This is a genomic window from Fulvivirga marina (assembly GCF_016775155.1).
Lineage (GTDB): Bacteria > Bacteroidota > Bacteroidia > Cytophagales > Cyclobacteriaceae > Fulvivirga > Fulvivirga marina.
In genome coordinates this window covers 16,132-28,611 of sequence record NZ_JAEUGD010000031.1, presented here as the reverse complement: position 1 = coordinate 28,611, position 12,480 = coordinate 16,132, and the positions used below count along the sequence as shown (strand labels likewise).

The window sequence follows — 12,480 nt, the reverse complement described above, 5'->3', positions numbered from 1 at the left end:
GTTATAGTTTTTCAAGCTCTTTAGTTTTTTCAACCAGCTTTTTAAAACATCTTGATTTAGAAGTCTTAGCTACATCGGCGCTTGCAAACCCCATGATATTAGCGATGTCTTCCATACTCCGTTTTTCAATATAAAAATATTTTATAAGCTTATAACATTTCTCACCTATCGTCCCCAGGGCCCGGTTGGTGATGTTCAGGAGTTGCATTTTATATTCCAGATCTTCAAGGTCAAGGCTTGAATCATCTTTAAGGTATTGTTGATAGTAGCCCTCTGCATCAATTGACGTAAAGATTGTTTTGTTTTTCAGGCGTTGTGCTGATAACCACTTATTGTAACAAATGCCAAAGATATAGCTTTTGGCATTTAGCAAATGGTCCAGTTTGTCTGAAAGCACTTTGTCTCTCAACTCCAGAAGAGCATCGATAAACAAGTCTTCAGCTTCTTCATCAGAGCACTTGGTTTTTTTCTTTAATCCATTAACGCAATAGCTTTTATAAGCAACCACTAAATCCTCAAGGCATGATGAGTCGTCTTGCTTTAGTCGAAGGATTATTTGGTCATTGTCAAGATGGGCCACTTAATAGTAGAGATAGTTAAAAAAAGTAAACAACAAATACATTAAAAAATTGTGAGCCGTTAAATGCAATTTGATCATTATTGTTTTAACAGCGTCTAAATTTATTAATTTAGAGTCAAATAATGAACATGAATATATGGAAGTAGTAGTAGAATTTGGAAAGCTTTTGATACCTGCCACTGTAGTGTTGTATGCAATGTATCTGGTGGTAAAGTCGTTTCTTGATAAGGAGCTTGAAAAGCAGCGGATGGAAATTAGAAGCAAAAGTATTGAGACTGTTTTACCCAACCGTTTGCACGCCTATGAGCGGGTCTGCCTTTTTCTGGAGCGTATTGCTCTTAATAACTTGGTGGTGAGGTTAAACAATGGTCAATACACAGCGCGGGAATTTCAACAGATACTACTCAATGAAATACGCGAAGAATATAATCATAATGTATCTCAGCAGCTCTATATGAGTGAGGAAGCCTGGGAATTGGTAAAGTCAGCCAAGGAAGACCTGATTGTGATGGTAAACGAGGCAACCAGTAGGTTACCTGAAAATGCTACCAGCATTGATGTGGCCAAGCAGCTTTTTGAAATGGCTGTTGAAAAGGACTTTGATCCCATTCAGCATGCGCTGACCCAGGTTAAAAATGAGATACGACAAACTTTTTAGGCGTGTGCCCACGTTGACAACCTATAAATAAGCAATGACTTATGGAAAATGTGAATGGAAACGAATTTTTTAATAGAGCTAAGCAGCGAGCAACCAACATTTTAAAGAACCAGGAAAGGTTACGTAACCTGATGAAAGCTTCAGGGGATAAGCTGAAGGATATTGACGTATCCAAGCTCCGGGATACTAAGTTCATAGACAGGATAAAAGTGATCATAAGAATGGTGAAAGCCTATAGGAGCGGAGAATACCGGGATGTAAGGTGGCAGAGTCTTCTTCTTTTGGTGGCGGCTTTAGTTTATTTTGTGACGCCTATCGACCTTATTCCTGACTTTATTCCCATTACTGGTTTTGTTGACGACTTTTCAGTAGTGGTGTGGGTCTATAGCAGTCTTAAAGAAGAGATAGACCGATATATACTTTGGGAGGAAGAACAGGCGGTTGAGGGGAGCTAGAGTCCAGTATTTTATCTTTTATGTATAAATAATAAAGCCCTATGAGCAAGACGGCATTGATAGCTGGCGCGACAGGTTTGGTAGGTGAGCAGCTTTTAGGTCTGATACTTAGGGAGGACTATTACGACAAGGTGATAGTACTTACACGCAGACCTATTAAAAAGCATGGAGAGAAGTTGGTTAATTTGTTGGTTGACTTTGAAGACCTGGAAGGCTATGCTTCTCAAATCAAGGCAGATGATATCTACTGCTGTCTGGGTACAACCATGAAAAAGGCTGGTAGCAAAGATATGTTCAGGCAGGTTGATTTCACTTATCCTTACCAAATAGCTAAGTTTGCCCATACAAATGGAGCTCAACAGTTCCTGCTTATCTCAGCTTTGGGGGCAAATGCTATTTCTTCAATTTTTTACAATAAAGTTAAAGGAGAGGTAGAGGAGGCTATAGCATCGGTGGGATTCAAATGTTATCATATTTTCAGACCCTCACTATTAATGGGACCTCGTCAAGAAAAGAGGCTGGGGGAGATTTTGGGTAAAGCTTTCTTTAAGGTTTTTGGATTCATTTTTTTAGGCCCACTTAAAAAATATGAAGCTATTGACTCAGTCAGGGTAGCCAGGGCAATGTTTGCTATTGCCAGACAAAGTAATGCTGGAAGGCATATTCATGAATCAAAAGAACTACAACAATATTAATATAGATTTTTTATGATTGCAGTTGTTCAGAGGGTGTCAGAATCTTCGGTGAAAATAGATGGGGAAATAAAGGGTGAAATTGGTCATGGGTTACTGGTGCTGTTGGGAATCGAGGATGAGGATGGTGAAGAGGATATACAGTGGCTTACGCGGAAAATAGCGAATATGAGAATCTTCGAAGATGAAAATGAAGTGATGAACAGAAGTCTGTTGGACGTGGGGGGAGACTTATTATTGATTAGTCAGTTTACTCTGCATGCGAGTACTAAAAAGGGTAACAGGCCTTCATACATTAAAGCCGCAAAGCCAGATGTAGCCATACCACTTTATGAGAGATTTATTACGAAAATGGAAGGTGAGATCGGTAAATCTATCGAAACCGGTGAGTTTGGTGCAGATATGAAGGTAGGCCTTGTTAATGATGGGCCCGTAACCATTATAGTGGATACAAAAGATAAAAAATAGGTGGCAAAATAACCTAAGAGTATTACTTATGACAATTAAAGAAGCGCAGGAGATTGTTGACCAATGGATCAATACAACTGGGGTGCGATATTTTAATGAGCTTACCAATACAGCCATCCTCACTGAAGAGGTTGGAGAAGTAGCCAGGATCATGGCTCGCCGTTATGGAGAGCAGTCAGAGAAGGAATCTGATAAGCAAAAGGATCTTGGCGATGAAATGGCAGATGTTCTATGGGTGTTGATCTGCTTAGCCAATCAGACAGGAATAGACTTAACAGAAGCTTTTAAAAAGAACCTGGAAAAAAAGAATATCAGAGATAAAGACCGCCACAAAAACAACGAAAAATTGAAGTAACGGTCTCAGACTTTATGAGATGGTGGGCTCTTTTAGAAGCACTATCTCTCCATTTCTAATTACAGGTACCACGTCATACTCATCTAATTTCAAGCAATACTCGATGTCTTCGTAGATGTTGAGTTTCTGTAGCCTTTTTGCGTGTGACGAACTTTGCACGAGTGCTAGTAAATTATGGCTCATTTCCTGATATGCGGCCTGTACGATTAATGGAGCATCACACTCATTGGCAAAGTCATTCTGCAACCTTTCAACTAGCGCACCTGCAAATAGTGAGTCTTCCATGTTGACCTTACCTTTCCATCCAGCGCAGAAGATAAGCACATCTTTTTCCTGCTCGCAAAGGTATTGAGCAACTGCCGAAATGTTTAGGAAAGAGCCAATTACGATCTCATCTGCCTCTTGTGATTTTTCAATGGCCACCGTGCCATTGGTAGTGGTTACTGCTACATTTTTGCCCTTTAAATTAGGGTTCATGTAGTCGAAAGGAGAGTTACCCAGATCAAAATCATCAACTTTTTCTCCATTGCGCTCTCCCGCTATGTAATACCCCTTACTTTTCATCTGCTGACATTCTTCCAATGAAGAAAATGGCTTAATACTTTTTATCCCATAAGCCATGCCTGTGGTCATGCATGAAGTTGCTCTTAAGATGTCTACTACTACAATTACTTTGTTTTTGACATTAAAAAGATGAATGAGATCGGGGCTAAGACAAACATCGATGGTTTTCATATAGGCACATTTTATTTTAACCATGATAAAATTGAAGGGGATTCAGCTTTATCATGGTTTACTAATTGAAAGGATATATTAAATTAACGGAAGTTTATTGACCTCTGCTTTAAGTTTTCTGTTTCTTACGGCAATATAAATTTCACTGCCAGGTGCTGAAAATTCTTTGGTTACATAGCCCAGTCCGATACCCTGGTTGAGAACAGGAGACATCGTACCAGAGGTTACTTTGCCTATTTCATTTCCTTCAGCATCTTCTATAATGTAATCATGGCGAGGAATACCCTTGTCAACCATTTTAAACCCTACAAGCTTTCTGGTTACGCCTTCTTCCTTTTGTTTCTTGAGGTTATCGGCATTGATAAAGTCCTTGGTGAATTTAGTGATCCAGCCCAAGCCTGCTTCCAAAGGAGAAGTAGTATCATCAATGTCATTACCATAAAGGCAGTAGCCCATTTCAAGTCTCAAAGTATCTCTGGCACCCAGGCCAATAGGTTTAATACCTTCTTCCCGGCCAGCTTCCATAATTTTATTCCACACCTCTTCGGCATCTTCATTCTTGATATATAGCTCAAAGCCTCCGGCTCCAGTATATCCAGTGGCAGACATGATCACATCTTTTACTCCAGCGAACTCACCATGAGTAAAAGTATAAAATTTAACCTCAGAGAGATTGGTGTCTGTTAACTTTTGAAGTACAGCAGTAGCTTTGGGGCCCTGTACGGCAAAAAGAGAGATGCTATCGGAAATGTTTTCCATTTCTGCACCTTCTGAATTGTGCTGAGAGATCCAGTTCCAGTCTTTTTCTATGTTAGAAGCATTTACTACCAACATATATTCTTCATCTTTCAACTTATAAACTAAAAGATCATCTACAATACCGCCTTTATCATTAGGCAAACAAGAGTATTGGGCTTTACCGTCTTCAAGCTTAGAAGCATCGTTGCTGGTAACTCTCTGTATCAGGTCGAGTGCCTTAGAACCTCTAACCATGAATTCACCCATGTGCGATACATCGAACATACCTACGCCATTGCGCACAGTCATATGCTCTTCTATGTCGGATGAATATCGTACAGGCATATTATAACCTGCAAAAGGTACCATTTTAGCACCAAGGCCTTCATGAAGATCGTTAAGCTGGATTTTCTTTAATTCCATAAGTCTATATCAGTGTTTAAGGGTGTCAAAGGTAGTGATTATGTAGTTTCCTATTAAAATCGGCTGCAAATTTCTAAAAATTTCGCTCTGCTTCTTCTACTTTCTTAACCAATATTTGGTAGTCATTGACAAATATGCTGTACTCTTTGTCCGAAATTAAAAGTCTTAAATCTTCAAGGCTTAGTTCTGCATAGTTGTTAAGTTGTACCCTTGCACATTGTAAAATGTAAGCTTTAAGTAGTTTTACTGACTTTGGGTTGATTTCTATACCATTTAGCAGAATGTTATAGGCTTCAAATTTATCCTTTATTCCAAGATAGTTTGCGGCAGCTATTGTCATTTCCTCCATAAAAGGGTTTCTGTAAGCAATAAGCTTATAGTTTTGTTCTGCCTTAGTAGTGTCACTACTCGCTTCATTGATCAGTGCCGTGAAGTAAAGCTTTTCCAACTGGTGCTCATTGTCGAATTCAATGCCCTGGTTGATTTTTGTAGACAGACCTCTGATGTTACCCTGAGCCGCTAGCATTTTTAGTTCATACCATTGGATTTTATCAAAAAGGACAGGGTCATTGATCTCAGTGCCGGTAAGCCTGCCGTAATATTCGATGGCTTTGGAATCCATGCCTTTTCTCCAGAGCTTCTTAGACATATCGAGTATGGCCTGGCCTTTAATGTCAGTGTTCTCTACCGTTTCAATGAGTTGATCGAATGTGGTAGTGTCAGAATAGTCTAACAGATATCTCAGGTAAAGATGCTTTTGCTGGTCTGACGCCTTGTTATATGTTGCTTCATCTGCTGATAGCACCGTCAGCATATTTTTGGAAATATCTTTTACTTTATTATCACCTATTTGAAGCAACTCCAGCCATACCGCCTTGGCTTCCTCTATTTTTTGGTCTTCCGTCAGGGCGATGGCCAGGTTAAACTTCGCATTATTGAAATTACGGTCAGTAGCCCATTTGAAATAATCAGCAGCGACATAGGGAGCCTCTTGCTCAAGAGCCCATAAACCGACCATATTAAAGTATTCGCCTGCATTGAATGTGCTGGTGTTGGCGAGCCAGTTCAGCTGTTTAAAGGCATGTGATACCTGCTTGTTTTTATAGAGGTTAAGGTATGCTGCCAACTTTAGCTTTTCGCTGAAATTGATGTTGTTGGCATAGTCAGTATACTTTTTAAGTAAGCTGATTTCTAATGAGTCTGAGCTAAACAGTTGATTAAATGCCTCATTGTATACGATAGACGCGTCGAGAAAAGATAAGGATGAGTCCTGAGGGAAAAAGCTTTTGTCATAATCATAATGCTGCTGAGCCTTATTTTTTAAGACAAAGCTGTTGTTTACGGAAATCTTATCTTCTGAGATATCAAAACCCGCCAGTACAGAGTCAGGGTTAATGTTGATGTCATTTTGAGCAATAAGAGCCAGCAGATTGCTGCCCGCTGCCTGGCGGGTTTTTCGTTGCTCATAAGCCTCATTAAGGTAAAAGGCTGCAGTGTCAATAATGTTGGTCTTAGCATACGTAATACCAATATTGTTAAGGATAGCCCCATTGTCAGGTGCCATCTCCAAACCCTGGTTAAGAGCAAAAAGCGCATCGAAGAACCTGGATTGCTCCATATATATATTGCTCAGGTTAACATAACTCTGAGGGGTTGGGTTTTTAGCAATAGCAGCTTTGTAGTATACAGCAGCTTTTACATCATCTTTTCTTTGCAGAGCGATGTGTCCTAACATATAATGCGACTTGTGGTTATTGTAACCAAAGATTGCAGCTTCCTCATAATAAGTTTCAGCAAGACCACTTTCGTTGTTTTGCCAGTGAAGGTCTCCAATCCCATTATAGTAGGCTGATATACCCTGATTTACCGGTACTTCCCAGTTAGACTTTACCATAAATGCAATGAAAGCGATTAGTCCGGCTAACCGGAATGTGAAGTAGGGCATGCTTGTAGGTTTATATAGCACCTTGTATACCTGCAAGTTCCTTTTGAGTGGATCAAGGAAGTTGCTGGTGATATATATAACAAAAATGGCCCCGTAACCGAGGTGCGAATAAATGATGAAGTCTCTGAAAATTTCAATGGCAGGGTCATTGAAAGTTGCCATAAAGTGCCCCAGGGTTAGAAAGCAGCAAATAGCCATGGCAAGAAACGCTATGGCTCCAAAAGGGTAGAAATTAAATAAATATTTATACTGTTCTTCACGCTGACGGAACCCCCAGATACCAAGAATGGTGGAGATGAGTAAAAGCAGAAAAAGGTTCACATAAATGAAATCCCAATTTATGACGTGGGTTTCATAGAGATAAGCCAGCACCAAATTGGCCAGATAGATTGTAGTAATGATATAAAAATGAGAGATAGCATTTTTGCCAGTACCAGTGCCAGAACTAGTAAGTAAATAGATAAAAGCAGCAATGATCTCATGAGCTACTATAAGTATAAATATTAGACTGATTATCAGTGGATTGATCATTCCATACGTAGCAAGATACAAAAAAGGCGTATCTACAGATGAGAATAAACCAATGATTACTGCCAGAATAGCAGTTACGCCTGCAAAGGATGCTAGTCTGGTAATAAAACTTGTGTTTGGCTTTATACTGTTAAAAAAATAAGATGCGGGCAGGTATAAAACTAAAGCCAGGGTAAGCCCTAATTTTTTCTCACTTTCGAAAAGTAACAGTAACTCGAATTTGAAGTTAACAAGTACTACCGCAAACAATGCTATGCCTACAAAATACCAGAAGCGAGGGAGGGTAGTAACTATCGTAAGTAGCAGGATTATGCATACTGTACTAACTCCCAAGAAAGTATAGTAAGAAGTTGTGTTGATATTAGGGGCACTACCATTGTACTGCTGTAAAAAGAGCGTATTATTAGCTGAGGTGGTAAGGCTGAAAGGCCCAATCTTAAAAGAGTCTATCAGTACATTTATATGTTCTGTTTTAGCCATTATGTCCCAACCCAGTATAGCGTCGGGACCAGTGAGGTAATTATAACCAAACCAAGCCAGACTGGTCAAGGCAATAGTTATTAGCCCGATGTATAATTGTTTGTATGGGGCTGACCAGTGTTTCCAGAAAAATTTCGATTGCATAATGTGTTACTCCATTACCTTAGGCACCCTGAAATAGTCAGAGTCTTTTTTAGGTGCATTTTTCAAAGCTCTTTCATGACTAAGGTGAGGTTTTTGTTCATCTTCTCTCAAAGCATTTACTTCATGAGACATTGTGGTTAAAGGCTCTACACCTTCAGTATCCACTTCATTAAGTTTTTCTACCCAAGTGATGATTTTGCTCATGTCCGACATCATCTCATCTGCGGTATTTTCATCAAACTCCAATCTTGCCAGGTGGGCAATTTTGTTCAAAAGTTCTTTATCAATGTTCATTCAGATGCTTTTTAAGTTCTGAGTTAATGACTTCATAAGTTTTTTGCTTCAATGCTGGCATATCAGCCAGTGTTAAGCCCTGAGTTTCTATCGGTTCATGATAGATGATTTTCATTTCATGTCTTCGGGGCAAAAAACTAGAATCGGGCAAAATTATCCAATTATAAGGAATAGTGACAGGGATAATAGCAATTTGTTTTTCAATGGCCGTCCTGAAAGGGCCATCTTTAAAACGTGTCATTTCCGGAGGGTTAGCAGTGAGAATACCACCTTCGGGGAAAATCATCAGGCTTTTGCCCTCATCAATGGCCAGACAGCTTCTTAGAAAGGTGCCGTATCTGCTTTTCAGACTGCCGCGGTTTACAGTTATATGCAATTTTTTGTACATAAAGCCGAAAAGGGGAATCTTCTCCATATCACTTTTACCCACAAATATGCTGTTGACCTTATTGAGTCCCATAGCTGGTATATCCAGGTATGAAAAGTGATTGGGACAAAAAATGTAAGGTTTGTTTTTGTCCAGCTTAGCACGGTACTCGTTTTTAAATGGTATGAATATAAGGGTAAGGAATACCCTGGCCCACCACCGGTTAAATACACCTACAAGGTGAAACTGCCGGGGGAAATATACCGGGATCATTAGTAAAGGGAGGAAAATTAAAAAAGTTAGAGAGAACGTAAATACAGCATAACCGGCATGGAGGCCTCTAATGATCTTCATTAAACTAAAATGATTCCGTTTTTCTATAATTCGCTTTGCTAAAAACATGCAGGAATGTAAGGATACGTAAAATTAACGAGATTTTTATACCCATTAAAGGGTAAGCTGTCAGACCTGGCCATCGAGTTTAACAATACAACGCTGGTCTTCTAGCATGTCAAGTGCTTGCTCAAGGTTTAGTGATGATTTGGTTTCATCCATTTTTTGATTAAATGAGAACTTTAGCTCCTTTCTTTTAAGTGCTTCTACGAACCTTCTTACTTCTTCTTTATCTTCCAGGATAAGAGGAGGAACTGGAGTAGGCTTATTGTCATCATCCTTGGCCACCATCGTTACATATGAGGTGTTGGTGTGTTTTACAGAACTATGTTTTACATTTTCGGCGATTACCTTGATACCTACTACCATAGAGGTTCTTCCGGCATAGTTTACAGAGGCATGTAAAGATACCAGGTCTCCCACCTCTACAGGTTGCAAAAACTCAACACCATCTACAGACACGGTCACACAGTAGTTACCAGCATGTTTTGAGGCACATGCATAGGCCACCTTATCTATGAGTGACAGTAGAATGCCACCGTGTATTTTTCCTCCGAAGTTAGCATAAGAAGGGATCATTAATTCAGTAATGGTTGTTTTTGAGTGCTTTACGGTACGTCCCGAATGTTTCATGTTTTATGATGTAAAATGAGATTGTTTATTCTGGTATCTAATTTAATACCTTTTGCAAAGCTACCCGTCCCTTCATAAAATATTTCAATAAATTCGACCTTCATTCGCTGTGAAATTAGGATGGAAGACTTTTACTTTCACTCCTTTAGCACAATGCAACTGAACTTCATAATGAAAAATGCAAATAGTTTTGAATGTATCTTGTTGAGAGTTATATTACCATATTTTCTGATTAAAAGAATTAATACCAAGTGAAATTAAGAGGACTGAAGTACAAACTACTGCTGCAAATCATGCCGGTAGTGACGGTGATTTTTCTTGTTTGTATCGGATATATCATTTTTAGTCTTAGACAACAGGCCATCGAGGATAATGAGAAGTTGGCATTCAGTTATGTAGAAGAAGTAGCTAATGAGGTGAAGGCAAGAATGAATGAAGATATTGGGTTGTCGCGGGCTATTGCCAATGCTACGGCTGTTTATAAGGATTCATCAGGGGCTGCCAGGGAAAACTTTATCAAAGGAATGCTTTCAGGTATTGTTGAGGGCGAAGATAGCTACCACAGTGCCTGGCTGAGCATAGAACTTAATCATTTTGAGCCAACCTGGAATCTGGGCTATGGCAGGAAACGTTATACTTTTTACCATCAGGGACCGCCAGCGATTGATTCGGCAAACCTTCAGGGAGATTTGAGAGGTAGTAGTTATTTGAGGTTAAAGTTGGAAAAACGTGAAGAGGTGAATGATCCGTACTACTATACAAAATATAGTGACGCCGGGGATGAGCGCAACGACGTTTTTGGAACTTCAATATGTGCCCCTATTCTTATTGACGGAGAGTTTGGTGGTGTTGGGGGTGTGGATATTTCTTTGGAGCACTTCCAGTATGTTTCTGACTTTAAGCCCTTCGACCAATCACAGATATTCCTTATCTCTAATAACGGCACTTTTGTGTCTCACCCAAATAAAGAGTTAATAGGTAAGAAAATGGATGAAATGATCTTGCCTGAAATTGTTGATCTGCACGAACTGGATGCAAAAGTAAGTCAGGGCCAATCTTTTATGGTTGATACCAGGATATCGGATTCCGGAGAGGTTTATCTTTTGGCACTTGCCCCTATAGAGTTGGGGAATTCTTATTATCCGTGGGCTATTGGTATAGTAGTGCCTAGAGATGTAATCCTGACAGAGGTGAATAGCAGTATGTTAAGGTCTCTGTTGATAGCAATTTTGGGTATTACAATAATAGCTCTTGTGCTCTGGAAAATATCCAATAATATAACCAAGCCTCTAAACAGAGTTAATGCCTTAATTAAGGAAATAGCCCAGGGAGATATTGACCTTTCAAAAAAAGTATCCAACCCTACTGATGATGAAGTAGGAGAAATAAGCATTTCTGCTAATGCGTTAATAGATGACCTGAATAACAAGGTGGAGTTTGCTAAAAGCATAGGATCAGGTAATTTAGATCTGGCACATGAAGTAGCAGGAGATCAGGATATTTTAGGAAAGTCGCTAATATCTATGAGGGAAAGCCTCAAAGAGTCTAAAAAAGAGGACGAACGTCGCAGTTGGATCAACCGTGGATTGGCAAAATTTACAGAGATACTGAGGTTGAATGAAGGGGAAATGGAAGAGTTCTACATTAAAGTTGTTAGCGAAATGGTCAAGTATATCGGGGTAAACCAGGCTGGCCTTTTTGTTATAGACAATGATGAAGAAGATAGAACTTATTTGGAACTGGTGGCTGCATATGCCTATGAAAGAAAGAAATTTATTGAGAAAAGAGTAGAGTTGGATGAAGGGTTGGTTGGACAATGCTATAAAGAAAAACAACGAATTTCGCTAACAGAGCTTCCTGAGGATTATATCCATATTACTTCCGGGTTGGGTGTGGCACCACCTACGCATGTATTTCTCGTTCCTGTTAAACTGGAAGAGGAAGTGCTTGGTGTAATGGAGTTTGCGTCTTTTGAAGTGGTACCCGAGTATAAAATAGAGTTTGTTGAGAAGCTTGCAGAAAGCCTGGCCTCAACGGTTTCTACACTAAAAACAAACCAGCGTACGAGAGTGTTACTAGAGCAGTCTCAACAGCAGTCGGAAGAACTACGTGCACAGGAAGAAGAGATGCGCCAAAATATGGAAGAAATGGAGGCTACTCAGGAGGAGATGAAGCGTACTCAAAAACTAGTAGAACAAAACCAAATGCTTATGGAAGTACTCCTTAACCAGGCAGGGGACTCCGTTTTGGTGTTTGACAGTCATTATAACATTGTGCTGATCAATGATGTGTTAGAGAAACGATACCAGGGTACTCAATTTGAGATGAGTGTGGGTGATAACCTTTTGGAGAAATTGGGAAGCCACAGAGGCCTGTGGGAAAAACATTATGAGAAAGTACTTGGTGGAGAGCGGCTTCAGTTTGCCATTAAAAGTCAGCTCAAGGATAGCGAAAACTATAGGTTCTACTATATGAACCCAATAAGGGATTCACATGGAGAAGTCCGGTACGTAAGTGTGATAACCCGCGATGCAAATACTGACCAGTACAGTAACGTACTGACACAGGAAGAGTTTGAGTCTTTATAAC

Annotated in this window: 13 protein-coding genes; 6 read left to right on the top strand and 7 right to left on the bottom strand. The window is 39.7% G+C overall.

What is annotated here, in order from left to right; translation table 11 throughout:
- Position 1 precedes the first annotated feature (1 nt).
- Entirely contained in the window at positions 2-580 is a 579-nt protein-coding gene (locus tag JMN32_RS09015; RefSeq protein WP_202855994.1) for an RNA polymerase sigma factor, read from the bottom strand.
- Between the two features lie 136 nt (positions 581-716).
- Here JMN32_RS09015 and JMN32_RS09010 point away from each other — a divergent pair, with 136 nt between their 5' ends.
- From JMN32_RS09010 to JMN32_RS08990, 5 genes are read left to right on the top strand one after another with little or no spacing between them, the layout of a single operon-like run.
- Positions 717-1,238 carry a DUF7935 family protein gene (locus tag JMN32_RS09010; RefSeq protein WP_202855993.1) on the top strand — a complete coding sequence of 174 codons (522 nt, stop codon included), beginning with the start codon at positions 717-719 and terminating at the stop codon, positions 1,236-1,238.
- Positions 1,239-1,279: 41 nt separating this feature from the next.
- Positions 1,280-1,693 (top strand): YkvA family protein, encoded by a 414-nt coding sequence (locus tag JMN32_RS09005; RefSeq protein WP_202855992.1) that lies wholly within the window; start codon positions 1,280-1,282, stop codon positions 1,691-1,693.
- 41 nt (positions 1,694-1,734) lie between these two features.
- Positions 1,735-2,388, top strand: coding sequence for an oxidoreductase (locus tag JMN32_RS09000; RefSeq protein ID WP_202855991.1), 654 nt, complete (start codon positions 1,735-1,737; stop codon positions 2,386-2,388).
- Between the two features lie 12 nt (positions 2,389-2,400).
- Positions 2,401-2,853: a D-aminoacyl-tRNA deacylase gene (gene dtd, locus JMN32_RS08995; RefSeq protein WP_202855990.1), complete on the top strand. Its 453-nt coding sequence runs from the start codon at positions 2,401-2,403 to the stop codon at positions 2,851-2,853.
- Between the two features lie 28 nt (positions 2,854-2,881).
- A complete protein-coding gene (locus JMN32_RS08990) occupies positions 2,882-3,208 on the top strand; it encodes a nucleotide pyrophosphohydrolase (protein WP_202855989.1) in 327 nt (108 codons plus the stop codon).
- Positions 3,209-3,220: 12 nt separating this feature from the next.
- On the opposite strand, the gene JMN32_RS08985 is transcribed toward JMN32_RS08990, so the two are convergent.
- From JMN32_RS08985 to JMN32_RS08960, 6 genes are all read right to left on the bottom strand, one after another.
- Entirely contained in the window at positions 3,221-3,943 is a 723-nt protein-coding gene (locus JMN32_RS08985) for a 2-phosphosulfolactate phosphatase (protein WP_202855988.1), read from the bottom strand.
- A gap of 78 nt (positions 3,944-4,021) precedes the next feature.
- Positions 4,022-5,104, bottom strand: a complete 1,083-nt coding sequence (gcvT, locus tag JMN32_RS08980; protein ID WP_202855987.1) for a glycine cleavage system aminomethyltransferase GcvT — start codon at positions 5,102-5,104, stop codon at positions 4,022-4,024.
- 73 nt (positions 5,105-5,177) lie between these two features.
- Positions 5,178-8,204 carry a tetratricopeptide repeat protein gene (locus tag JMN32_RS08975; RefSeq protein ID WP_202855986.1) on the bottom strand — a complete coding sequence of 1,009 codons (3,027 nt, stop codon included), beginning with the start codon at positions 8,202-8,204 and terminating at the stop codon, positions 5,178-5,180.
- A gap of 6 nt (positions 8,205-8,210) precedes the next feature.
- The gene (gene gatC, locus JMN32_RS08970; RefSeq protein ID WP_202855985.1) at positions 8,211-8,498 is read right to left on the bottom strand and encodes an Asp-tRNA(Asn)/Glu-tRNA(Gln) amidotransferase subunit GatC; all 288 of its coding nucleotides are present in this window, start codon (positions 8,496-8,498) and stop codon (positions 8,211-8,213) included.
- On the bottom strand, positions 8,488-9,219 hold the full coding sequence (locus tag JMN32_RS08965; protein WP_202855984.1) for a lysophospholipid acyltransferase family protein: 732 nt from the start codon (positions 9,217-9,219) through the stop codon (positions 8,488-8,490). The genes gatC and JMN32_RS08965 overlap by 11 nt, the downstream gene beginning before the upstream one ends.
- A gap of 108 nt (positions 9,220-9,327) precedes the next feature.
- Positions 9,328-9,891: an acyl-CoA thioesterase gene (locus JMN32_RS08960; protein WP_202855983.1), complete on the bottom strand. Its 564-nt coding sequence runs from the start codon at positions 9,889-9,891 to the stop codon at positions 9,328-9,330.
- A 251-nt stretch (positions 9,892-10,142) separates the two neighbouring features.
- Here JMN32_RS08960 and JMN32_RS08955 point away from each other — a divergent pair, with 251 nt between their 5' ends.
- The gene (locus JMN32_RS08955; RefSeq protein WP_202855982.1) at positions 10,143-12,479 is read left to right on the top strand and encodes a GAF domain-containing protein; all 2,337 of its coding nucleotides are present in this window, start codon (positions 10,143-10,145) and stop codon (positions 12,477-12,479) included.
- Position 12,480 lies beyond the last annotated feature (1 nt).